Source organism: Sphingopyxis sp. H053 (assembly GCF_001468225.1).
In the GTDB taxonomy this organism is placed as follows: Bacteria; Pseudomonadota; Alphaproteobacteria; order Sphingomonadales; family Sphingomonadaceae; genus Sphingopyxis.
This window is the reverse complement of the sequence record NZ_LNRU01000007.1, coordinates 344,405-366,810: the sequence shown is the minus strand read 5'-3', so window position 1 is coordinate 366,810 and position 22,406 is coordinate 344,405. Positions and strand designations below refer to the sequence as shown.

General features: G+C 65.1%; 28 protein-coding genes and 1 pseudogene. 13 read left to right on the top strand and 16 right to left on the bottom strand.

Annotated features, from left to right (window positions below; all coding sequences use genetic code 11):
• Positions 1-445: 445 nt before the first annotated feature.
• The 8 genes and pseudogenes from ATE70_RS16210 to ATE70_RS16185 all read right to left on the bottom strand — a co-directional run bounded on the left by ATE70_RS16210 (position 446) and on the right by ATE70_RS16185 (position 6,337).
• Entirely contained in the window at positions 446-748 is a 303-nt protein-coding gene (locus ATE70_RS16210; protein WP_058538899.1) for a DUF3325 domain-containing protein, read from the bottom strand.
• A complete protein-coding gene (locus ATE70_RS16205) occupies positions 745-2,310 on the bottom strand; it encodes a PepSY-associated TM helix domain-containing protein (RefSeq protein ID WP_058538898.1) in 1,566 nt (521 codons plus the stop codon). Before ATE70_RS16205 ends, ATE70_RS16210 begins: the two co-directional genes overlap by 4 nt.
• Complete coding sequence (locus ATE70_RS16200) at positions 2,307-2,615, bottom strand: hypothetical protein (protein ID WP_058538897.1); 309 nt, start codon at positions 2,613-2,615, stop codon at positions 2,307-2,309. Before ATE70_RS16200 ends, ATE70_RS16205 begins: the two co-directional genes overlap by 4 nt.
• 3 nt (positions 2,616-2,618) lie before the next feature.
• Entirely contained in the window at positions 2,619-4,640 is a 2,022-nt protein-coding gene (locus tag ATE70_RS16195; protein ID WP_058801258.1) for a TonB-dependent siderophore receptor, read from the bottom strand.
• 348 nt (positions 4,641-4,988) lie between these two features.
• Positions 4,989-5,591 carry a hypothetical protein gene (locus ATE70_RS16190; RefSeq protein WP_058538895.1) on the bottom strand — a complete coding sequence of 201 codons (603 nt, stop codon included), beginning with the start codon at positions 5,589-5,591 and terminating at the stop codon, positions 4,989-4,991.
• On the bottom strand, positions 5,588-5,728 hold the full coding sequence (locus tag ATE70_RS24905) for a hypothetical protein (RefSeq protein ID WP_156419708.1): 141 nt from the start codon (positions 5,726-5,728) through the stop codon (positions 5,588-5,590). The genes ATE70_RS16190 and ATE70_RS24905 overlap by 4 nt, the downstream gene beginning before the upstream one ends.
• Positions 5,710-5,847, bottom strand: a pseudogene (locus ATE70_RS25850) (L,D-transpeptidase); the annotation flags it as partial. The pseudogene ATE70_RS25850 and the gene ATE70_RS24905, both read right to left, overlap by 19 nt.
• 91 nt (positions 5,848-5,938) lie before the next feature.
• Positions 5,939-6,337, bottom strand: coding sequence for a hypothetical protein (locus ATE70_RS16185; protein WP_058538894.1), 399 nt, complete (start codon positions 6,335-6,337; stop codon positions 5,939-5,941).
• 334 nt (positions 6,338-6,671) lie between these two features.
• Here ATE70_RS16185 and napE point away from each other — a divergent pair, with 334 nt between their 5' ends.
• The 6 genes from napE to ATE70_RS16160 are packed head-to-tail and all read left to right on the top strand — an operon-like array spanning position 6,672 to position 11,240.
• Positions 6,672-6,830 carry a periplasmic nitrate reductase, NapE protein gene (gene napE, locus ATE70_RS24340; protein WP_082639611.1) on the top strand — a complete coding sequence of 53 codons (159 nt, stop codon included), beginning with the start codon at positions 6,672-6,674 and terminating at the stop codon, positions 6,828-6,830.
• Positions 6,827-7,333, top strand: a complete 507-nt coding sequence (napF, locus tag ATE70_RS16180; protein ID WP_058538893.1) for a ferredoxin-type protein NapF — start codon at positions 6,827-6,829, stop codon at positions 7,331-7,333. The genes napE and napF overlap by 4 nt, the downstream gene beginning before the upstream one ends.
• Positions 7,326-7,619, top strand: coding sequence for a chaperone NapD (locus tag ATE70_RS16175; protein ID WP_058538892.1), 294 nt, complete (start codon positions 7,326-7,328; stop codon positions 7,617-7,619). The genes napF and ATE70_RS16175 overlap by 8 nt, the downstream gene beginning before the upstream one ends.
• Positions 7,616-10,108, top strand: a complete 2,493-nt coding sequence (gene napA, locus ATE70_RS16170) for a periplasmic nitrate reductase subunit alpha (protein WP_058538891.1) — start codon at positions 7,616-7,618, stop codon at positions 10,106-10,108. Before ATE70_RS16175 ends, napA begins: the two co-directional genes overlap by 4 nt.
• Positions 10,105-10,620, top strand: a complete 516-nt coding sequence (locus ATE70_RS16165; RefSeq protein WP_082639609.1) for a nitrate reductase cytochrome c-type subunit — start codon at positions 10,105-10,107, stop codon at positions 10,618-10,620. Before napA ends, ATE70_RS16165 begins: the two co-directional genes overlap by 4 nt.
• A complete protein-coding gene (locus tag ATE70_RS16160; protein WP_058538890.1) occupies positions 10,617-11,240 on the top strand; it encodes a NapC/NirT family cytochrome c in 624 nt (207 codons plus the stop codon). Before ATE70_RS16165 ends, ATE70_RS16160 begins: the two co-directional genes overlap by 4 nt.
• A 12-nt stretch (positions 11,241-11,252) precedes the next feature.
• Here ATE70_RS16160 and ATE70_RS24900 read toward each other — a convergent pair whose 3' ends face one another.
• A complete protein-coding gene (locus tag ATE70_RS24900; protein ID WP_156419707.1) occupies positions 11,253-11,408 on the bottom strand; it encodes a hypothetical protein in 156 nt (51 codons plus the stop codon).
• A gap of 120 nt (positions 11,409-11,528) precedes the next feature.
• Positions 11,529-11,864, bottom strand: coding sequence for a hypothetical protein (locus ATE70_RS16155; protein WP_058538889.1), 336 nt, complete (start codon positions 11,862-11,864; stop codon positions 11,529-11,531).
• An 83-nt stretch (positions 11,865-11,947) separates the two neighbouring features.
• On the opposite strand from ATE70_RS16155, the gene ATE70_RS16150 reads away from it, so the two are divergent.
• Both ATE70_RS16150 and ATE70_RS16145 read left to right on the top strand, forming a co-directional pair.
• On the top strand, positions 11,948-12,874 hold the full coding sequence (locus tag ATE70_RS16150; protein WP_058538888.1) for a LysR family transcriptional regulator: 927 nt from the start codon (positions 11,948-11,950) through the stop codon (positions 12,872-12,874).
• 124 nt (positions 12,875-12,998) lie between these two features.
• The gene (locus tag ATE70_RS16145) at positions 12,999-13,766 is read left to right on the top strand and encodes a sulfite exporter TauE/SafE family protein (RefSeq protein ID WP_058538887.1); all 768 of its coding nucleotides are present in this window, start codon (positions 12,999-13,001) and stop codon (positions 13,764-13,766) included.
• 35 nt (positions 13,767-13,801) lie between these two features.
• On the opposite strand, the gene ATE70_RS16140 is transcribed toward ATE70_RS16145, so the two are convergent.
• Positions 13,802-14,353 carry a hypothetical protein gene (locus ATE70_RS16140; protein ID WP_058538886.1) on the bottom strand — a complete coding sequence of 184 codons (552 nt, stop codon included), beginning with the start codon at positions 14,351-14,353 and terminating at the stop codon, positions 13,802-13,804.
• Positions 14,354-14,543: 190 nt separating this feature from the next.
• On the opposite strand from ATE70_RS16140, the gene ATE70_RS16135 reads away from it, so the two are divergent.
• Positions 14,544-15,680 carry a beta-ketoacyl-ACP synthase III gene (locus tag ATE70_RS16135; RefSeq protein ID WP_058538885.1) on the top strand — a complete coding sequence of 379 codons (1,137 nt, stop codon included), beginning with the start codon at positions 14,544-14,546 and terminating at the stop codon, positions 15,678-15,680.
• A gap of 24 nt (positions 15,681-15,704) precedes the next feature.
• Here ATE70_RS16135 and ATE70_RS16130 read toward each other — a convergent pair whose 3' ends face one another.
• The 5 genes from ATE70_RS16130 to hisB form a co-directional block, all read right to left on the bottom strand.
• The gene (locus ATE70_RS16130) at positions 15,705-16,793 is read right to left on the bottom strand and encodes a calcium:proton antiporter (protein ID WP_058538884.1); all 1,089 of its coding nucleotides are present in this window, start codon (positions 16,791-16,793) and stop codon (positions 15,705-15,707) included.
• Between the two features lie 48 nt (positions 16,794-16,841).
• Positions 16,842-17,606, bottom strand: coding sequence for an imidazole glycerol phosphate synthase subunit HisF (gene hisF, locus ATE70_RS16125; RefSeq protein ID WP_058538883.1), 765 nt, complete (start codon positions 17,604-17,606; stop codon positions 16,842-16,844).
• Positions 17,607-17,682: 76 nt separating this feature from the next.
• Positions 17,683-18,438, bottom strand: a complete 756-nt coding sequence (hisA, locus tag ATE70_RS16120) for a 1-(5-phosphoribosyl)-5-[(5-phosphoribosylamino)methylideneamino]imidazole-4-carboxamide isomerase (protein WP_058538882.1) — start codon at positions 18,436-18,438, stop codon at positions 17,683-17,685.
• Positions 18,426-19,034 carry an imidazole glycerol phosphate synthase subunit HisH gene (gene hisH, locus ATE70_RS16115; RefSeq protein ID WP_058538881.1) on the bottom strand — a complete coding sequence of 203 codons (609 nt, stop codon included), beginning with the start codon at positions 19,032-19,034 and terminating at the stop codon, positions 18,426-18,428. Before hisH ends, hisA begins: the two co-directional genes overlap by 13 nt.
• Before the next feature lie 9 nt (positions 19,035-19,043).
• Positions 19,044-19,631, bottom strand: a complete 588-nt coding sequence (gene hisB / locus ATE70_RS16110) for an imidazoleglycerol-phosphate dehydratase HisB (RefSeq protein ID WP_037516580.1) — start codon at positions 19,629-19,631, stop codon at positions 19,044-19,046.
• A gap of 87 nt (positions 19,632-19,718) precedes the next feature.
• On the opposite strand from hisB, the gene ATE70_RS16105 reads away from it, so the two are divergent.
• From ATE70_RS16105 to ATE70_RS16090, 4 genes are all read left to right on the top strand, one after another.
• The gene (locus ATE70_RS16105) at positions 19,719-20,201 is read left to right on the top strand and encodes an SspB family protein (RefSeq protein WP_037516578.1); all 483 of its coding nucleotides are present in this window, start codon (positions 19,719-19,721) and stop codon (positions 20,199-20,201) included.
• 1 nt (position 20,202) lies between these two features.
• Positions 20,203-20,517, top strand: coding sequence for a hypothetical protein (locus tag ATE70_RS16100; RefSeq protein ID WP_058538880.1), 315 nt, complete (start codon positions 20,203-20,205; stop codon positions 20,515-20,517).
• On the top strand, positions 20,514-21,908 hold the full coding sequence (fumC, locus tag ATE70_RS16095) for a class II fumarate hydratase (RefSeq protein ID WP_058538879.1): 1,395 nt from the start codon (positions 20,514-20,516) through the stop codon (positions 21,906-21,908). Before ATE70_RS16100 ends, fumC begins: the two co-directional genes overlap by 4 nt.
• Before the next feature lie 118 nt (positions 21,909-22,026).
• Positions 22,027-22,329: a hypothetical protein gene (locus ATE70_RS16090; RefSeq protein ID WP_231732678.1), complete on the top strand. Its 303-nt coding sequence runs from the start codon at positions 22,027-22,029 to the stop codon at positions 22,327-22,329.
• Positions 22,330-22,406: the final 77 nt, after the last annotated feature.

Here is a 22,406-nt window from a genome sequence, read left to right as displayed (position 1 = left end):
GCTAACGCGAAAAGATACCGCCATCTTGCCAATGATGCCCCCTCCCGGAGATTGGCTATCATCCCTGCCGACGAGAATCCATCCGGTTGCCGGAGGGATGGGGTGAACAGCAGCATCCGTATCCGACCCGCGCCAAGTATCGCTGGCTGGGACCGTGCTGGATCTCGATGCGGATAACCGCGGCTGGCCGCCTGCAGTCAGTCTCCTCTGGATCGCTGCCCCGAGAAAAGCGGACCTCGCTCTCGCTCAGGCAGGCCGGAAGCGGGGCGTTTCGACGGGGAATTTGAACGCGGGCGACGCGAAGCGCCGGTTGGGATAATAGCGATGAATCGTAGCGCCCTTGGCATTTCCATTGCGTATCGGCTCGCACTTCAGAGGTAGCCGATTCCGTCAGGCCAGTTGCAACAGGGATAAGCCGCAAGGCGCGGTGATCATCAAATGGCGACTACCTCTCGCTTTTTGTCGAAGCGGCATCCGCACGCCACACACAGATGCAGAGCCAGGCGACCACGCTCCATGCACCGATGCTAAGATGCCCGAACCAGGCGACGGCGCCGTAGCCAGCGCCGAACGCAAACCCGTCAAGCACGAAGACCAGCAGCAACAGCGCATAACCGCTGACACGCGCGCGGCGGGTTGCGGCGGGCGCGAGCTTGCGCCCCGCCATATTCGCCTGATGCCGCGGCATGGAGATGGCGAGAAGCGCAAAGCCGCAAAGCGCGAGGATGATGGCAAGGAAATGGATCATGCTGCCGCTACCGTGTCAGACGCTTGCGCTGCCCGGCGCGGGGCACGCACGGATCGCGGACGCGCCGCCTTGCGCGCGGCCCAGCCAAAACCCGCTGCGAGCAGCAGCATGACGGCGTCGAAGGCGACGAACAGCCAGTCGCCCGCCGCAAGGCTCGCGAACAGGTTGCGCGGCGTCGTCAGCGCGTTGACGAACGGAACCGCCGCGAACAGCAGCGCCGCGAGGGCAAGCGCTTCGATCCAAGCACGTCGCGCCGGGCGAACCAGCGCCCAGATCAGCACCGCCCCCCAGATGAGGAACAGGCTGTGGACTTCCCAGTCGGCGCGCGCCTCCATGCGCAGCGGCAGAAGGCGATTGGCGAGGAAATAGGTCGCGAGCCCCGACCCCAGCCCCGCGATCGCCGCGACGTTCAGCCGCTCGACCAGGCGAAAGCCGAAATGCGGCCGTTCAGGATCGGGAAGCCGCGCGCGGCGCTTGACGGTCCACAGCACCAGGCCGCTGCCGACCATGATCGTGCCGCCGACCCCCGACAGGAAATAAAGCCAGCGCAGACCCCATTCGGCGAACCGTCCGGCGTGGAGTCCGATCATCACGCTTTCGGTTTCGAGCGCCGCGCCTTTGGACACGCTCGCGTCGAGCCGCCGGCCGGTGGTGCCGTCGAGCGTCAGCTGCGGCCCGCGCGAACCGATCGCATCCTCGGGCGCGCGGGTCAGCGAGACCGTCGCCGTGGTATCGCCGGGGTTCGACACGCTCAGAAAGCCCACCCCCGCGCCATGCCATTCGGCCGACGCCGTGCGCATCATCGCCCCGATGGGGGCGAGCGGCGCGGCTTGCCCACTGCGTCCGACCTCTTCGGACTGCGCGAAGACGGTGTCGAAGAAGCTGTCGGGGCTCGTATAATTGGCGGCGATTCCCCACGGCATATAGAGCGTCGCGAGCGTGACCAGCCCGGTGAAGGTGATCATCAGGTGAAAGGGCAAAGCCAGCACCGCGGTGACATTATGCGCGTCGAGCCAGCTGCGCTGACCCTTGCCGAAACGGAGCATGAAGAAATCGGCGAAGATCTTTTTGTGCGTGATCACGCCCGACAGGATCGCGACGAGCATGAACATCGCCGCGATACCGACCAGATAGCGCGCCCAGATCACCGGCAGATAATGGAGGTCGAAGTGGAACCGATAGAGGAAGGTCCCGCCGCGCGTCTCGCGCGCCTCGATTTTCTGGCCCTGCCCGTCCAGCGTCGCGCTCGTGTCGCGGCGGCTGCCTCGCGGGCGGTCGCCATCGGGCTGCCAGAACACCTGCGTCGTCGCGCTCCGGCTGTTCGGCGGGGTGATGAACCAGCGCTTCGCGTCGGGCGCCGTCGTCTGGAGGAAACGCACCGCCCCCTCGGCCGCGACAACCGGATCGGGGCGCCCCATAACCTCGGGCTGCATCCAGCGGGTGATCTCGTCCTGAAAATAGGCCGCAGTGCCCGTCGCAAACATGGCGAAGAGCAGCCAGCCCAGCAGCAGCCCCGTCCAGGTGTGGAGCCAGGCCATCGATTGGCGGAGTCCCTCCTTCATAGCCGTCCCCCCGATGCGATCGAGAGCCAGAGCCCGCCGCCGAGGAGAAGCCCTGCCCCGATCATCCCCAGCCAGAGCCGCGCGACCGAGCGCACCGCGAAGGCGGTCAGCGCGAGCACCGCGAACAGCGCGAAGGAAAAGAGCGTCGCCGCGACACTTGCTTCCTCGGGCCGCATCGGAAGCAGTCGCGCGAGGCACGCAATGGCGAGCGAGGTCAGCACATAATTGGCGGGGATCGCCGCGAGCGCGCGCGCTGCCACATTCCAGCGGCTGGCGCCCTTGGCCCGAGATGCCTTGGTCGCCATCGCTCAGAACCGTCGCGCAAGACTGATCATGAAGGTGCGCGGCTCGCCGGGGGTCGTACGGGTCAGCGAAGCGGTCGGGAAATAGCGCTCGTTGAAGATGTTGCGGATATTCGCCTGCACCGACCAGTCGTCGAAGCGATAGAAGAGCGCCGCATCGACCAGCGCGTAACCATCGAGATAGAAGGGCGTCGAGGTTGCCGAAGCGGTGCTCGCCGGCCGGTTGCTTTCATGGTGCAGCCCCAGCCCCGCGCCGAGATTGGCGAGCGGCCCCTGCTGGATCGTGTAGCGGCCCCACAGGTTGACGATGTGGCGCGGCACGCTCGACAGGCGCGCGCCGACGAGCAGCCGGGAGTCGGCGGTGACCTTCGCATCGAGATAGCTGTACGCGGCGGTCAGCTCGACCCCGGGCAGCGGGCGCCAGCCGCCCTCCAGCTCGATCCCGCGCGTCCGCTGCTCGCCGGTCAGCACATAGGTGTTCGGCGGCGCGGTGGGCGAGAGGTCGGCGGTCGCGACGTTGGTGCGGGTCAGTTCGAACAGCGTCGCCATCGCGCGCAGCGATCCGTCGGGGCGCGCCACCTTGATCCCCGCTTCGTAATTGACGCCGCGTTCGGGCGGCAACGTCGATCCGTCGGACGCGCGGTAGCTGCCCTGCGGATTGAACGATTTGGCATAGTTCGCATAGAGCGACACCGCGTCGCCCAGCATCAGCGTCGCGCCGGCGCGCGGGCTGAAGGCGGTGTCGACCACCTTGGGATTGGCGGTGCCATTGTTGTTGATCGCGCTCGACGCCCGGTCCCAGCGCCCGCCGAGCGTGACCGTCAGCCGCTCGCCGACCTTGATATGGTCCTGAAGATAGAATCCGCGCTGCTTGGTGACGCTGGCATAGGTCGTCCCGGGCACCGCGGGATTGGGCGCGCTGACCGTGCCGTAAACCGGATTATAAAGGTCGAGCCAATAGGGGCCCGGATCGAAGAGATTGGTCTGGTCGCTGTCGCGATGCCCATAATCGAGCCCCGCGAGCACATAATGGCTGAGCGGTCCTGTCGCGAAACGCAGGCTGAGGTTAGTGTCGACGCGGAAATATTCGCCATTCTCCTCGAACGGGCCGTAATAGAAACGGCCGACCGAGCGGAAATCGGGTGAGATGCTGCTGACGAACAGCCAATTGTCCCAGCTATTGTGGAAATCCTGATAACGCAGCGACTGATGGACCGCGATCGCGTCGCTGAACTTGTGGTCGGCGACATAGCCGACGCTCCAGTAATCATTGTCCTGCACCGCCGGATATTTGCCGTCGTTGATCGAGCGCTTGATCGAAACCGGCCCGTTCGGATTGGGCAGCGCGGTGCCATAGGCGGTCGTCGGCGACCATGGGTTGATCTTGTCGTCGACATAACGGCCGAGCAGGGTGATGCTGGTGTCGGGGCCCGGCTTCCACGTCAGCGAGGGGGCGAGGAAAATCCGCCGTTGCCCCGAATAGTCGACAAAGAAATCCTGGTCGCGATAGACTGCGGTCAACCGCGCGAGCAGGCTGCCGTCGGCGACGAGCGGCGCGTTGCCGTCGACCTGCATCTCGAACAGCTCATAGGATCCGCCGGCGATCGACATGTCGAGGAACGCCTCGTCACGCGGCCGCTTGCTGACGAGGTTGACGATGCCCGATAGCGGCCCCTGCCCGAACAGCCCCGACGCCGGCCCCTTGACCACCTCGACGCGTTCGAGCGCTGCCATTTCCGATGTCCCATAGCCGGTGTCGTCGAGCAGCCCGTCGAGATAGGTCGCGCCCGTCGAAGCGTTGAAGCCGCGAATATTGAAGCCGTCGAAAAAGCCGTAGGTGTTGTTGCGCGACACCCCGGCGACGTTGAACAACGCATCGCCCAGCCGGCGCACGCCCTGATCCTCCAGCAGCTGCTCGGGCAGGATCGAGATCGCCTGCGATGTTTCGAGCACCGGGATATCGGCCTTCGACGCGATCGCACCGTCATGGGCGCGCTGCCCGGTGACGACGATATCGGCGCGGCGCATCGATGCGCCTTGCGCATCCGCCTCCTGCGCGCTGGCGGAAACCGCCGGGAAACACAAAGCTATAGCGACTGGAAGGCCGATACCGGAACGCGCCATCTTTACCCCTTTTCGATGATTCGCGCCGCACCTAACGATATTGAGAATTGATCGCAACTATATTGATAATGAATCTCGTTTGCAAAATTGACTGCAATCGTCAAAGCGCCGCGCACACGCACGCACACAAGCCGACCGCCTATTTTAGCTGGCTGCACATAAGTTCTGGTAGTTCCGCTACCGCCGGACCCACGCGAAATAGGCGCAGGACATTGGCGCGCATAAAATAGGGGCGGTAAAACTCGTCTTTGCCTATCGTACCGCCGCGGCGATTTTGCAGCTGATCCGCGCGGCCTTCGCTTTCATCACAAGCTGCCGGCCGGTGTCGCGTTCGATCGCGACAAAGGGCCGCCACGACGACATCCCCGGCGCCACGGCGACCACACGGACGCCTCCGCCTGCGCCGCGCAAGAGGACCGCGGGCGGGCGCCGCTCCACCGCCACCTCTTCGGGCAAGTTCGTGCTGCGGCACCGTGCCCATGTTGCAGTCGCCCCGCCCGCCCCGCGCAACGCCCGCAATATGGCAAGGCGTTCGGCAAACGCATCGGCGACGCAGGCGCGCCCGTCGGGCTGGAACGCGCAGAGCGCGCGGCGGCGCACCCAGTCCGCCTGTGGCTCGATCCAGCCGGGATCGAGCCCCGCGAACGACAGCCCCGCCAAAAGGCCGTCCACTTCCGCATTTGCCGCGCCGAGGTCGCGGTCGTCGCAGATCATCGTGTCGATCGCATAAACGGGGCGCGCGCAATCGATCACCGGCTGATCGGGCGGTGGCGGCACGGGCGCGGGCGCTGCCTGCACGGGCTGCATCACCAGCAAGGCCAGCACGACGCCGGCGACGCGCGATGCACGGGTCATTTTGCCGCCTGGCTCGCCAGCACGGTCAGCTTGCCGCCGTTCGCGGGCAGCACCGACGCCTGTGTCACCAGCATCGTCGTCCCCGGCACGATCGCGCCCAGCACAGCCTTGCGAGAGGCTTCGGCGCCCATACCCATTCGCCCGGTTTCAGCCGCTCGGCCTGCCGCGCCAGTTCGACGGGCGAGCTCGCCCGGGCGCCCTGCGCAAATGCGCTCGCAGGAAGAAGCAGCGACAAAGTCACGAAACCAAAGGGAATGAGATGCAATGCCAATAATTTCGCTTTCAAACGCGAAGCAGCGCGATCGGGCACCGCAGCGCATAGGGCGCCGCGAGCGCGCGAAAGACGATCACCTCACACCGATGGTCAGCGTGTAATTGGCGGTCTCGTTCCGGCGCGCGGCATTGCGCATGAGGTAGACGCGCACCTTGTAATCGCCGCTCGACGGAATCTGGACGCTGGCGCGATTGCCGTCGATCGAGCCGGTGAAGAGCGCGGCGTCGGCACCCGGCGCGATGATGTTGAAATAGGCCGAGGCATTGCTCGTCGTCAGCGAGACGGTCATCGTCTGGCCGGCCCGCACGCCAAGCGCATAGTCGACCGTCTGATACCCCTTGATCGACGCCTTGATCGTCTTCGAGGAGGCTCCCTTGGCGAACTGCACGCGTTCGGTGCGGATCGGCGCCTGTGCCAGCGAAGGGACAGCGAGCGCCGTCAGGACGGCGGCGGCAACCAGCGGCTTTATCATCGGCTTTGCTCCCTCGATCGAGCCCGGCACGAACTCGGGTCATTGCGGACCTATCCCGCACAATCGGCAAGGGTTTAGACTTGCGAACGGCTTCCATAAACTATCATCGAAATGATCTTTACGAAAGCGACGGCGCCGAGGTCTGCCCTTTCAGTCCGAAAACCTCCGTAACGCGCTCGATCCGTTCCAGATCATAACAAGTGTCGATCGAGATCGTGCTGACGGCACGCGGGGACCAAAAAACGCCCCCGCTTACCTGCACCGGCATGGTCAAACGCGTAATCGTCTGTTAAATCCAGAGAACAGCTGGCGCAATTGAACGGGGGAACCGTCGATGAAGCAAGGTGCTGATACGGGGACGAGAAAAAGGGAACTGCGTCTCTTCCTCTTTATGACCGTGGTACTGTTTCCGGTACTCGCGGTGATTACGGTGGCTGCCTATGGCTTCATGGTCTGGATGTGGCAGCTGCTGAACGGTCCGCCGGGGGTATGACGGGGACGGCGACATTCTCGCCCGAACGCCGCGCCTTTCTGCGCGGGAAACCTTCTCGGCCATCGCCGCTGCGGCCGCCCTGGGCCGTCACCGAAGCGCTTTTTCTCGATCTCTGCACAAGCTGCGACGATTGCATCGCCGCCTGCCCCGAACAGGTGCTGGACCGCGGCGACGGCGGATACCCGCTTTTCGACCCCCAGCGCGGCGAATGCCTGTTTTGCGAGAAATGCGTCGAAGCGTGCGACCCGGGCGCCCTCGACGGCGCGCTCGCCGGGCCGTGGACGATCAGGGCGGACATCGCGCCGGCCTGCCTCGCGAAGAGCGGCGTCACCTGTTTCAGCTGCCGCGACGCCTGCGGCGAGGCCGCGATCGGTTTTCGCCCGGTGCTGGGCGGCGCGCACGTCGAACTCGACGCCGCGCGCTGCACCGGTTGCGGCGCCTGCGTCGGCGTGTGCCCCGTTTCGGCCATCACCCTGTCAGCGCCGGAGGCGGCCGATGGATGACGAGGTCCATATCGCGAGCTTCATCGTCCACCACCGCTCCGATGCGCTCGCCGCAATCGAACATCTCGTCGCGGAAACTCCCGGCGCCGAGATCGCCGCGCGCGACGCGGGCCGCTGCATCCTGCTCCACGAATGCGGCGGCACCCGCGAACTGCTCGCCTGCATGGATGCCGTCCAGGCGACCCCCGGCGTCGTCGGCGTGAGCCTTGTCTATCATCATGCCGAACCGCGCAGCGCGCTCGGCGACATCGTCCAACCCAGCGCCGAACAGGGGAGCCGTTTATGACGACGCGCCGCGATTTCATCCGGGCCAGCGCGGTTGGGGCCGCGGCATCGGCCGCCGGCATCTCGGTCCCCGCCAGCTTTGCCGAAACGGCGGCGACCGCCGCGCCGGCCGGCGTCAAATGGTCGAAGGCGCCGTGCCGTTTCTGCGGCACCGGCTGCGGGGTGCAGGTTGCGGTGCAGGCGGGGCGCGTCGTTGCGACGCACGGCGATGCAGATGCCGAGGTCAATCGCGGGCTTAACTGTGTGAAGGGCTATTTCCTTTCCAAGATCATGTACGGCAACGACCGGCTGACGACGCCGCTGCTGCGCAAGAAAGACGGGCAGTTCGCCAAGGACGGCGACTTCGAACCCGTCAGCTGGGACGAGGCGTTCGACGTGATGGCGGCGCAGTTCAAGCGCGTGCTGAAGGCGAAGGGCGGCACCGGGATCGGCATGGCGGGATCGGGCCAGTGGACGATCTGGGAAGGCTATGCCGCGAACAAGCTGATGAAGGCGGGGTTCCGGTCGAACCATATCGATCCCAATGCGCGCCACTGCATGGCCTCTGCCGTCACCGGCTTCATGCGGACCTTTGGCATGGACGAGCCGATGGGCTGCTACGATGATTTCGAGGCGGCCGATGCCTTTGTGCTCTGGGGCTCGAACATGGCGGAGATGCACCCGATCCTTTGGACGCGCGTCACCGACCGGCGGCTGTCGCACGATCATGTGAAGGTCGCGGTGCTTTCGACCTTCGAGCATCGCAGCTTCGACCTTGCCGACATTCCGATCATCTTCAAGCCGCAGACCGACCTCGCGATCCTCAATTACATCGCGAACCACATCATCCAGACCGGCCGCGTCAACGAGGATTTCGTGGCCAAGCATGTGAGCTTCAAGCGCGGCAACGACGATATCGGCTATGGCCTCCGCCCCGACAATCCGCTCGAACTGAAAGCCAAGAATTCCAAGGACCCGACGGGCAGCACCCCGATCGACTTCGACGCGTTCAAGGCGTTCGTCGAACCCTATACCCTCGATTATGCCGCCGAACTCAGCGGGGTCGAGAAGGGCTGGCTCAAGCACCTCGCCGAACTTTACGCCGACCCCAAGGTCAAGGTGATGTCGCTGTGGACGATGGGCTTCAACCAGCACACGCGCGGCACCTGGGCCAATAATATGGTCTATAATATCCACCTTTTGACCGGAAAGATCGCGACCCCGGGCAACAGCCCCTTCTCGCTCACCGGCCAGCCGTCGGCGTGCGGCACCGCGCGCGAGGTCGGCACCTTCTCGCACCGCTTGCCCGCCGACCTGGTCGTCACCGATCCCGAGCACCGCAAGCATGCCGAGGAAATCTGGAAACTCCCCGACGGGCTGATCGTCGACAAGGTCGGTTATCACATCGTCGAGCAAAACCGGATGCTGAAGGACGGCAAGCTCAACGCCTATTGGGTGATGGCGAACAACAATATGCAGGCGGCGGCGAACCTCGAGAATGAGGGCTATCCGGGCTATCGCAACCCCGACAATTTCATCGTCGTCTCCGACCCCTATCCGACGGTCACCGCGCAGGCGGCCGACCTGATCCTGCCGACCGCGATGTGGGTCGAAAAGGAAGGCGCATACGGCAATGCCGAGCGGCGCACGCAGTTCTGGCATCAGCTGGTGAAGGCGCCCGGCGAGGCGCGGTCGGATCTGTGGCAGCTGATGGAATTTTCCAAACGCTTCACCACCGACGAATGCTGGCCCGCCGACCTGCTCGCCGCCAACCCGGCGTACAAGGGCAAGACTTTGTTCGAGGTGCTGTACCGCAACGGCAAGGTCGATCGCTTCGCGCCGGGCGAGGTCGAGGCGGGTTATGCGAATGACGAGGCCGCGGTGTTCGGCTTTTACCCGCAAAAGGGGTTGTTCGAGGAATATGCCGAATTCGGGCGCGGCCACGGCCACGACCTCGCGCCGTTCGACGATTACCACAAGGCACGCGGACTGCGCTGGCCGGTGGTGAACGGCAAGGAGACACGCTGGCGCTACAAGGAAGGCAGCGATCCCTATGTGAAGCCGGGGACCGACTGGCAATTCTATGGCAACAAGGACGGGCGCGCGGTGATCTGGGCGCTGCCCTATGAGCCGCCCGCCGAGGTGCCCGACGCCGATTATGATCTGTGGCTCGCGACCGGGCGCGTGCTCGAACATTGGCATTCGGGGTCGATGACGATGCGCGTCCCCGAACTCTACAAGGCATTCCCCTCGGCGGTGGTGTTCATGAACCCCGACGATGCCAAGGCGCGCGGGCTGAAGCGCGGCGACGAAGTGAAGGTGATCTCGCGCCGCGGCGAGATGCGCAGCCGGGTCGAGACGCGGGGCCGCAACCGGGTGCCGGTGGGGCTGGTCTTCGTCCCCTGGTTCGACGCCGCGCAGCTGATCAACAAGACGACGCTCGACGCGACGTGCCCGATCTCCAAGCAGACCGATTTCAAGAAATGCGCGGTGAAGGTGGTAATGGCATGAGGGGGCTGCTCTTGCGCGCGTTGCTGCCGCTGATCGCCGCCGCAAGCCTCGCCGCATGCGGATCGAAGCATGAGGAAACGCCGCGCAAGGCGCCCAATGCTCCGGTCGTCATCACCGCTGCGGGACAGATCGACGGGCTGCGCCGCGGCGTCCCGATCGACAAGGAAGCCTCGCCGCTGCCGATGGCGCGCGTCGAGAATTTCGACCGCATCCGCCCGGTGAATTACGAGATGCAGCCACCGACGATCCCGCACGCGATCGACAATTATCAGCTCACCGTGAACACCAACCGCTGCATGCTCTGCCACACGCGGTCAGCCGCGAAAAAATTCCAGGCGCCGCCGGTCAGCGACGCGCATTATCTGACCCGCGACGGCAAGGTCCTCGAGCAAATCTCGTCGCGCCGCTATTTCTGCGTCCAGTGCCATGTCGTCCAGACCGACGCCGAACCGTTGGTCGCGAACCGGTACGAGGGGCTCAACACCACATTGGCGAAGGAGGAGACGCAATGATCCCGGGGCGGCTTCGCGCGATATGGCTGCGCGTCTGGGGCTGGATCAAGCCGTTCTGGACGACGGTGTGGCGGCCCAGCCTGCATTTCAGCATGGGGTTCCTGACGCTCGGCGGCTTCATCGCCGGCATCATCTTCTGGGGCGGCTTCAATACCGCGATGGAGGCGACCAACACCGAGGAATTCTGCACCAGCTGTCACGAAATGAACGACAATGTCTTCGCCGAACTGAAGACGACGATCCATTACAACAACCGCTCGGGCGTGCGCGCGGTCTGTTCGGACTGCCATGTCCCGCACAACTGGACCGACAAGATGGGCCGCAAGATGCAGGCGTCGAAGGAAGTCTGGGGCAAGATTTTCGGATCGATCGAATCGCGCGAGAAGTTCCTCGACAAAAGGCTCGAGCTCGCCAAGCATGAATGGGCGCGGCTGAAGGCGAATGACTCGCTCGAATGCCGCAACTGCCATCAATATGATTCGATGGACCTCACCCGCCAGTCGCCGCGCGCCGGACAGATCCACCAGCTCTATCTCGGCACCGGCCAGAAAACCTGCATCGATTGCCACAAGGGCATCGCGCATCACCTGCCGAATATGAAGGGCATTCCGCAAGGCTGACGCCCGCGCGAGCTAGTGGTCCGCTTCGCGCTTTGCGGCGTTCGCGCGCCGCAGGCGATTCTCACGCATCGCCAGTTCTTCGTACCGGCATAGCGGTATCGCGGCCTTCGCGGCCGAACGATCGGCGGGCGTTTCGCGGCGGGGTTTCTTGCCGGGCATGACGGACATCACCCTAAACCATGCGCCGCGCACAAACAAATGGGGCGGCCTCGTATCGAGTGCCGCCCCAGTTATGTGGATCCGTCGGGGAGAGGGAGAGGACGGTCCGGAGATTGGTGTCAGTCTGTCTTAGCGCGACGCCATCTGGCTGTCGGTTTCGACTTCGGCGACGCCGGCGATCTTCAGCGCGGCGCGGAACTGCTTGGCGGCGGCGCGTTCGTTGCCCGCTTCGCACAGCTTCTTGCCGGTCGAAACAAAGCGCTTGGCGCTCGACTGCTTGGCGCCTTCGACGCCGCCGGCGGCGACATGGGCCTGTTCGGCCAGACCGGCGCAGCGATAATCGCTACCCGACTGGGCGTAAGCGGGGCTTGCGGTCGCCATCAGGCCGGTGAAGGCCAGCGCCGAAGCGGCGACGATTGCGAAAGCGGCGGGAAAGCGGCGATAAGAGGAGAGCTGATAGGCCATGGGAGAGGTTCCTTTCGTTTCTTTGTGCAACCTTTTTAGTCGCGGTTGCGCAGATAGATAATCCTCTATAATCTGCAAGTGCTTTGAAGCAGGATTTAACAATCCCCCAAGGGGCGCTCGACGGGATCGAAGCCTTCCTGCGTGTTGCGGAAAGGCGCAGCTTTTCCGCCGCCGCCGCCGACCTCGGTGTCTCGCCCTCGGCGATCAGCCAGACCGTGAAAGCACTCGAAGCGCGCGTCGGCGCGCCCTTGTTCATGCGCACGACGCGCAGCGTGGGCCTCACGCAAGCGGGCGAAATGTTCCTCGAACGCGCCGCGCCCGCCTATTCGGGGCTCGCCGATGCCTATGAAGCGGCGCGCAATCTCGGCAACCGGCCCGCGGGGCGCCTCCGCATCAACCTCATGCGCGGTGCGGTGCAGCCCCTGTTCGAACCGATCATCGCGGGCTTTTGCGAAACCTATCCCGAGATCGAGCTCGAAATCTATGCCGAGGACGCGCTCGCCGACCTCAGCGCGGGCGGGTTCGACGCCGGGGTACGGATGGGCGAAGCGCTCGACGCCGACATGATCGCGGTTCGCCTGACCGGTTCCTTTCGCTTCGTCGTCGCGGCGGCGCCCGCCTATCTCGACAAATACGGCCGCCCCGAGTTGCCAGAGGATTTGCGCGACCATCGCTGCGTTCGTTTCCGCCTTGCGAGCGGCGCGCTGATGCCGTGGACCTTTGAACGCGGCAACCGCGATTTCGACGTCGCGGTCGCCGGCCCGATTATCGTCAACGACTGGATCGCCGCATTGGTCGCAATGCGCGCCGGGGTCGCAATGGGCATGATGGCCGAACCGATGGCGACGGCGATGGTCGAATCGGGCGAGCTCGAACTGGTGCTCACCGACCATGCCGCATCGACATCGGGCCTCTTCCTCTATTATCCCGGCCGCAAGCAGGTGATGCCCAAGCTGCGCGCTTTCATCGACTATGTGCGCGACAACCTGCCCGACGACCTGACCGGCTGACCCGGTTTGCCGCGGTTCGATCGGGCGCGGAAACAAATCCCTTTGTCGCCAGCAGAAAATTTGGGCTGGCGCGCGAGCGGAAATCCCGGCAGCAGGTTGTCAATCAAAAGGGTTGGGATGAAATATGATTGATCTTGCGGCCATCGACTTTACCGCGCTCCTGCCGTTCATCCTCATCGGTTTCGCGGCGCAGCTCGTCGACGGCGCGCTGGGCATGGCGTTCGGCGTCATCTGCAACACATTGCTCGTCGCCGTTCTCGGCGTCCCGCCCGCAACGGCGTCGGCGCGCATCCATGTCGTCGAAATCTTCACGACCGGCGCGTCGGGACTCAGCCACTTATTCCATCGCAACATCGACTGGCCGCTGTTCTTCCGGCTTCTGATCCCGGGCGTGATCGGCGGCGTCCTGGGCGCCTATGTCCTTTCGTCGCTGCACGCCGACGTCGTAAAGCCCTTCGTGCTGGGATATCTGGTGCTGATCGGCATCTGGCTGCTCATTCGCGGCCTGCTCTATCCGCCCAAGATCGCGAAGCCCAAAGTCGTCGCGCCCCTGGCGGTCGTCGGCGGCTTCCTCGACGCGGCGGGCGGCGGCGGCTGGGGTCCGGTCGTGACCTCGAACCTGCTCGTCCAGGGCGGCGAACCGCGCAAGGTCGTCGGCACCGTTAACAGCGTCGAATTCTTCCTCGCCGTCGCGGTCTCGATCGCTTTCATCGCGAACCTCGGGATCAACGAGATATTGGGCCCGACGCTCGGCCTGATCATCGGCGGCGTGGCGGCGGCCCCGCTTGGCGCGATGATGGCGAAGCGCTTCTCGCCGAAGGTGATGCTTGTGATGGTCGGCGTCGTGCTGACCGCGACCAGCGCCTTTGGCCTCTATCGCGCAGTGATCTGATCTTTCCGGCTGCCGCCGGAAACCAGGGTCAGGACCTAGTTCGCCGGCCGGGTCTCGTCGATCTTGTCGACCCATTCAGGATAGAAGCTCGGCTCGCGCGCCGACCAGCCGGGTGCGGTCGCCGCGGCTTCGCTGATCGACTGGAGCAGCAGCTTGCGCTTGTCGGGGTGCAGGTGCGGCAGCGACGCCGCGGCGCAAAAGGCGCCGGGCAACCACGGCCGCGCATGCGCGCCGAGCAGCCGTTCATAGAGGAAGCGATAGGGGGCAAAGGCGTGCAGCCGGTCCTGCCCGAGGTCGAACGCCGACACCGCGATCAGCGGCGCCATGAAATGTTCGAGCGCGTCGAGGCCGCTGTCGTCGGGGATATGCCCGCGGACTTCGTGCAGACGCTGATAGACGCGCGCCTGGACGCGGATTGCTGTTTCCTCGACCATATCGCGCGACCAGCGCGCGATCGCATCGTCGCGTTCGAGCCCGATATCGAGCGAGCGGCGGATGTAGCGCTGCGTCGCCGCTGGAAAACCCGCAAATTCCTTGATTTCCGCAATCGACAGGTCGCCTGCTGCCGGTCCCGAACGCGTCGCCATGGTCGTGCTCCCGCACGGCGCCCGGGGAGCCATCCCCCCGGAGGCCTGCATCAAACAGTCTGCCACTAAAATGGTTAGTGGCGGGTTAACCATGACGTTAGCGATCGTTCAGGCAATTTGGGGGCGTTGCGCGATGCCGCGGCGGAGCCTAATCAGCGTGTCTTGAAACGATAAGACACACGAGAGCCACATGTCGCATACACCGCAGCCGGTCATTTCCTCCACCGGCCTTTTCACCCCCGCCGAACGCATCTCCAACGAAGAACTTGTCGCAAGTTTTAACCAATATGTTGCGCTGCACAATAGAGAAAATGCAGCGGCCATCGCGGCCGGCGAAATTGCCGAACTCGCTGAATCGAGCGTCGAATTTATCGAGAAGGCGAGCGGCATCGGGTCGCGCTTCGTCGTCGACAAGACGGGCATCCTCGACCCTGAACATATGGCGCCGCGGATCGCCGAACGCAGCAACGACGAGCTGTCGATCCTTGCCGAAATCGGCGTCCTTGCCGCGAAGGACGCGCTGGCGCGCGCGGGGCGCGATGCTTCGCAAGTCGATGCGGTGCTGTGCGCCGCGTCGAACATGCAGCGCCCTTATCCCGCGATGGCGGTCGAAATTCAGGACGCGCTTGGCATCGACGGCTTCGGGTTCGACATGAATGTCGCCTGCTCGTCGGCGACCTTCGGCATCCAGACCGCCGCCGATTATATCCGCGCGGGCCACGCGAGGAGCGTGCTCGTCGTGAACCCCGAAATCTGTTCGGGGCATTTGAACTGGCGCGACCGCGACAGCCATTTCATCTTCGGCGACGTCGCGACCGCGATCCTCGTCGAGGACAAAAGCATCGCGCCCGCGGGGCATTGGGACATCCTCGGCACCAAGCTGAAAACGCAGTTCAGCAACAATATCCGCAACAATTTTGGCTTCCTCAACCGCGGCCATGGCGGGATCGACCAGTCGGGACCGAAGAGCGACAAGCTTTTCGTCCAGGAAGGCCGCAAGGTGTTCAAGGAAGTCGTGCCGTGGGTCGCCAATCTGATCGTCGAGCAGATGGAGGTGCTGAACCTCCAGGGCAGCGATATGCGCCGCCTGTGGCTGCACCAGGCGAACACCAACATGAACCGGCTGATCGCGCAGCGCGTGCTGGGGCATGAGGCGAGCGACGACGAGAGCCCGACGGTGCTCGACACCTATGGCAATACGTCAAGCGCGGGATCGATCATCGCCTTTCACCTGCATCATGAGGATATGGCGGCGGGCGACACCGGGCTGATCTGTTCGTTCGGCGCGGGCTATTCGGCGGGGACGGTGTTCGTCCGCAAGACCTGACCGTCGTTTACGACGGCGGGACAGCTACGGCACAAAGGTCGTGAACAGGTAGATCGCGAACAGCATCAGGTGGATCACCCCCTGCAGCACCGTGGTGCGGCCGTTCGCAAGCGTCTGCACCGACACGATCAGCGACAGGAACAAGAGCACGGTCGACTTGGCGTCGAGCCCGAGGCTGATCGGCAAGTCGGTCATGATCGACAGGATCGCGACCGCCGGGATGGTGAGGCCGATCGTCGCGAGCGCCGAGCCGAGCGCGAGGTTGAGGCTGGTCTGAAGGCGGTCGGCCTTCGCCGCGCGCACCGCTGCCAGACCTTCGGGCGCGAGGATCAGCGCCGCGATCAGCACGCCGAGCACCGCGGGCGGCGCGCCCCAGTCGGCGAGCAGCGCTCCCATGATCGGCGACAGATTTTTCGCGAGCAGCACGACCGCGACGAGGCTCGCGAGCAGCAGCGCGCCCGAAATCGCAGTGCGCTGGACACTCGGCGGCGCGGCGTGCGCGTCGGGTACACCGTCGCCGTCGGCATCGCCGTCGGGAAGGAAATAGTCGCGGTGGCGAACCGTCTGCACCAGCGCAAAGGTGCCATAGAGAATCAGCGAAACGACCGCGACGAAGCCAAGCTGCGTCGCCGAATAAAAGGGTCCGGGCACGCTCGATGTGAAATTGGGCAGCACGAGTGTTACCACCGTGAGCACCGTGAGCGTCGCGAGCGCCGCACCGATGCCGGTGCGCTGGAAGCGTTGCTCATGATGGCGGATCGCGCCGCTAAGCAGGCAAAGGCCCATCAACAGGTTGAGGATCACCATCACCGCCGCGAACACCGTGTCGCGCGCGAGCGACTGCGCCTTTTCGGGTTCGGCCTGCATCAGCGTCAGGATCAGCCCGACCTCGATCACCGTCACCGCGAGCGCTAGGATCAGCGTGCCGAACGGCTCGCCGACGCGGTGTGCGATCACCTCGGCATGGTGGACCGCCGCGATGACCGCGCCCGCCAGAATGAACGCGACCACCCACGCATTGAGCGGCATCGCCATGCTCGCCATCGCAGCAACGAAGCCCAGAATGGGGAAGATGTCGTTGGTGCGGTCGGCGAGGCGCAGTTTCGAGGTCATGCCGCTTCTATTGCAGCCCCCTCCCCGCATGACTACCCCGCGCGCGGATTAATGTGCGCGAACGGGCAATCCGGCGGCGGCGAGCCGCGCGTGCGCTTCGGCGACGGTCGCTTCGCCGAAGTGGAAGATGCTCGCGGCGAGCACCGCGCTGGCGCCGCCCTCGATCACGCCCGCGACGAGATGGTCGAGATTGCCGACGCCGCCCGATGCGATCACCGGCACGCTGACCGCATCGGCGATCGCGCGCGTGAGCGTGAGGTCGTAACCATCCTTGGTGCCGTCGCGGTCCATGCTGGTGACGAGCAATTCGCCCGCGCCGAGTTCGGCAAGCCGGACGGCATGTTCCAGCGCGTCGATCCCCGTCGGCTTGCGCCCGCCATGGGTGAAGATTTCCCAACGCCCCTCTTCAACCCGCCGCGCGTCGATGCTGCCGACCGCGCACTGGCTGCCGAAGCGGTCGGCGATGTCGGCGACGAGTTCGGGCCGCGCAACCGCGGCGCTGTTCACCGCGACCTTGTCGGCCCCCGCGAGCAGCAAGGCGCGCGCATCGTCGGCGCTGCGCACCCCGCCGCCGACGGTGAGCGGCATGAAGCAGACTTCGGCGGTGCGGCTGACCATGTCGAGCAAGGTGCCGCGCCCCTGATGGCTGGCGCTGATATCGAGGAAGCAAAGCTCGTCGGCGCCCGCGGCGTCATAGGCGCGCGCGGCCTCGACCGGGTCGCCCGCATCGCGGAGGTCAACGAAATTGACCCCCTTCACGACGCGCCCGTCGGCGACGTCGAGGCAGGGGATGACGCGGACGCGGACGGTCACTTGCTCCCCTCCCATTTATGGGAGGGGTTGGGGGAGGGCTTGTTTCGGGAGGGAAGCATTGTCGACATGCCCTCCCCTAGCCCCTCCCGCCAGCGGGAGGGGAATTTCCCGCCGCAATCGCTTCGGCCAAGTCGAGCCGCCCGTCGTAGAGCGCGCGTCCGGTGATGACGCCTTCGATTCCGCTTGCGACATGCGGACGCAGCGCGTGGATATCGCCGATATCGGCAACGCCGCCCGACGCGATCACCGGAATGGCGACCGCCTGCGCAAGCGCGACCGTCGCTTCGACATTGCAGCCCTTGAGCAGCCCATCGCGGCCGACGTCGGTGAACAGCAGCGCCGCGACGCCCGCGTCCTCGAAACGGCGCGCCAGATCCTCGACGCGCACGTCCGAGACATCGGCCCAGCCCTCGGTCGCGACCATGCCGTCGCGGGCGTCGACGCCGACGACGATCCGACCAGGCAAATCGCGCGCCGCCGATTTGACGAACTCGGGATCCTTCAATGCCGCGGTGCCGATGATAACGCGCTCGACGCCGAGCGACAGCCAGCGGTCGACCCCGGCGCGGTCGCGGATTCCGCCGCCGACCTGCACCTTGCCCGGGAATGCCGCGATGATGCTCTCGACCGCAGCGCCATTGACGCTTTCACCTGCGAAGGCGCCGTCGAGGTCGACGACATGGAGGTGCGATGCGCCCGCGCCTGCAAACAGCCGCGCCTGCGCCGCGGGATCGTCGCCATAGACGGTAGCGCGCGCCATATCGCCCTCGGCGAGCCGCACGACCTGTCCGCGCTTAAGATCGATCGCGGGGAAGATGGTCAGGGCCGCCAATTGAGAAACCTTTCGAGCGTCGCGAGGCCATAGGCCTGGCTCTTTTCGGGATGATATTGAACGCCGACGATATTGTCCTTCGCCACCGCGGCGACGAAGGATCCGCCATGGCTGCTGGTCGCGGCGACATCGACCGCGTCGGCGAAATGATAGCCGTGAAGATAATAGGCCTCGCCCGCGGCGATCACCGGATGCGCGAAGCTGGGCACGACGTCGTTCCAGCCCATGTGCGGGATGCGCAGGCCCGGCGCCGGATCGAACGCACGCACGGTGCCGCCGATCCATCCGAGCCCCGCGTGGCGACCATGTTCCTCGCCCGCGTCGGCGAGCAATTGCATGCCGACGCAGATGCCGAGGAAGGGCGCACCCTCGCCGCGCACGCGCTGTTCCATCGCGCCCACCAGCCCGTCGATCGCCGATAGTCCGTTCATGCACGCGGCGAACGCCCCGACGCCGGGCAGCACGATGCGGTCTGCCTTCGCGACAAGATCAGGATCGGCGGTGACGGCAACATTGTCGGCGCCCGCAGCGACGAGCGCATTATGCACCGAGCGAAGATTGCCCGCGCCATAGTCGATCAGGGCAATGCTGCTCATTTTCTGGCCCTAGAGGACGCCCTTGGTCGAGGGGATGGCATCGCCCTTGCGCGGGTCGATTTCGACCGCCTGACGCAGCGCGCGCGCGAGCGCCTTGTACATGCTCTCGGCGATGTGATGGTTATTCTCGCCGTAGAGCATCTCGATGTGCAGCGTGATCCCCGCCGCCTGCGCGAAGCTGTGGAACCAGTGCGGGAACATCTCGGTGTCCATCTCGCCGAGCCGCGGCTGCGAGAAGGCCGATTTATAGACGCAGTGCGGGCGCCCCGAAATGTCGAGCACGCAGCGCGTCAGCGTTTCGTCCATCGGCGCATGCGCCTCGCCGTAGCGCGCGATGCCGCGCTTGTCGCCGAGCGCCTTGGCCACCGCTTCGCCGAGCGCGAGCGCCGAATCCTCGACGGTGTGGTGCTGGTCGATATGAAGGTCGCCCTTCACCTGCATCGAGATGTCGATCAGCGAATGGCGCGACAATTGCTCGACCATATGGTCGAGGAAACCGATGCCGGTGGATACCGAATATTCGCCCGTTCCGTCGAGATTGACGGCGATCGCGATATCCGTTTCCTTGGTCGTGCGCTGGACGGTGGCGGTACGCATGGCGCACGCCTTAGAGCCTGTATTTCGCGTTGCAAGGCGATTCTCCCCCCTTGACCGGCGCGCGGCGCGCGTTCATCCCCTCGCCCCATGAGTGACGATGTACGCGACAGCCTGATTCCCTATGACGAAATCGTGCAGGACGCGCTGCGCGCCGTGGTCGGCCGCGTGCTCAGCCAGATCGTCGGTTATGACAGCCTGCCCGGCGAACATCATTTCTATATCACCTTCAAGACGCAGGCGGTCGGGGTCGATATTCCGGCGCATCTGATCGCCAAATTTCCCGACGAAATGACGATCGTGCTGCAGAACCGTTTCTGGGACCTGAAGGTCGAGGACGATCATTTCAGCGTCGGCCTGTCGTTCAATCAGACACCGTCGATCCTCACCATCCCCTACGCCGCGATCACCGCCTTCGTCGATCCTTCGGTCGATTTCGGGCTGCAGTTCCAGGTCAGCGACGATGACGAAACCCAGCCCGAGCCGCATGACGAAGCCGACAACGACCGTCCCGAGGTTACGACCGAGGACGGTTCGAATGTCGTGACGGTGGATTTCGGCAAGAAGCGCTAAGATGGCGGGCCCCAACTGGCCCCCCAGCCGTTTTTGGCAATATTGGGCTCTCGCGGGTATGGTCGTGCTCACCGCCGCTTTCTGGTGGGGGGTTGAGGGCTATGCGCTGGCCCAAAGCGATATTCCGCGCGGACAGATAGCCGACGGGCTGCTGCGCTTTAGCGTATTGATCCTGACCCCCGCGCTCGTGCTCGCGTGGCTCGCCGCGGCATGGCTGCGCCGCCGCGTCGGCGAAGGTGGATATTGGCAGATGCTGGGGCTTGTCGCAATGATCTGGGCGGGATCGGTGCTGGTAACAAGGATGCTGATAGCATGAGCACGCGAATCGAAAGCGACAGTATCGGCGAAATCGAGGTTGCGGCCGACGCCTATTGGGGGGCGCAGACCGAGCGCAGCCGGCATAATTTCGCCTTCCCGGCGCACGAGCGCATGCCGCTGCCGATCGTCCACGCGCTCGCGCGGATCAAGGGCGCGGCGGCGCGGGTCAATCGCCGCCATGGGCTCGATGCCGGCCTCGCCGACGCGATCGACGCCGCGGCCGAAGCGGTGGTCGCCGGCCGCCATGACGACCAGTTCCCGCTCGCGATCTGGCAAACGGGCAGCGGCACGCAGTCGAACATGAATGCCAATGAGGTGATCGCGGGCATCGCCAACGAGAAACTCGCCGGGACGCGCGGCGGCAAGTCGCCGGTGCATCCGAACGATCATGTCAACATGGGCCAGTCGTCGAACGACAGCTTCCCGACCGCGCTGCATGTCGCGGTCGCGGTCGAGACGACCGCGCGGCTGCTGCCGGCGCTGATCGAGCTGACCGATGCGCTCGCCGCCAAGGCGGACGCGTGGGGCGATATCGTCAAGATCGGCCGCACCCATTTGCAGGACGCGACCCCGCTGACGCTGGGCCAGGAATTCTCGGGCTATGCCCAGCAGCTGATTGCGTGCCGCACGCGGATCGAAGACGCTCTCGCCCATGATATCTGCAAGCTCGCGCAAGGCGGCACCGCGGTCGGCACCGGGCTCAACGCTCCCGCCGGTTTCGACAAAGCGATCGCCGCCGAGCTGTCGAAAAGCACCGGGATCGTGTTCGAACCCGCACCCAACAAGTTCGAGGCGCTGGCATCGAACGACGGGCTTGTCTTCTTTTCGGGCGCTTTGAACACGCTGGCGGTCGCGCTCACCAAGATCGCGAACGACATCCGCCTGCTCGGCTCGGGCCCGCGCGCGGGGTTGGGCGAACTCGACCTGCCCGCGAACGAGCCCGGCAGCTCGATCATGCCGGGCAAGGTCAATCCCACGCAGTGCGAGATGCTGACGATGGTCGCGGCTCAGGTGATCGGCAACCATCAGGCGGTGACCGTCGGGGGCCTCCAAGGCCATCTCGAACTCAACGTGTTCAAGCCGCTGATCGGGTCGAACGTGCTGCGCTCGATCGAGCTGCTCGCGATCGGCATGGCGGGCTTCACCGAGCATTGCGTTGTCGGAATCGAGCCAAATCGCGCCCGCATCGACGAGTTGATGAACCGCTCGCTGATGCTCGTAACCGCGCTCGCGCCCGAAATCGGCTATGACAAGGCGGCGAAGATCGCGAAGCACGCGCATGAGACGGGCAGCACGCTGAAGGAAGCCGCGCTCGACCTCGGCTATGTCGACAGCGACACCTTCGACCGCGTCGTCGATCCGCGCACGATGCTGGGCCCCGAAGGCTGAGCGGGAACCCGCGGGGCCTTCCGGGGATTGATGAGGGGAAGGAGAGATGAAGATGATCGGTCGGATCGTAGGCGGCGTTCTAGGAAGCGCCATCGGACGCCAAAAGGGCAATCATCCCATGGCCGGAGCGGTCATCGGCGCGGGCACGCTGTTCGCGGCGCGACGCCTCTTCCCGCAGCGTTACGCCGTCCTCGCGGCGACGGTCGCGGCGGGCTATCTCACCAAGAAATGGGCCGAGCGCGCCGAGGCGCGCAAGGCGGCGGCCGAGGCGCATGCACTCGACCCCGAACTCGCAAAGGCGGGCGTGGTCGACACCTATGCCGGCACCGCCAAAATACCGACCGACGGGCAGACGATCGGCGATGCCCTGCCGCCGGCGATCCCAGTCGACTCGAATGGGCGCAGCACCGCGATCCATTAAGCGAACCCGTCGCCCCCGCGAAGGCGGGGGCCGCCGTCGGCTTGTCACTTCGCAGCAGCTCTAGACCGCTTGCGGCC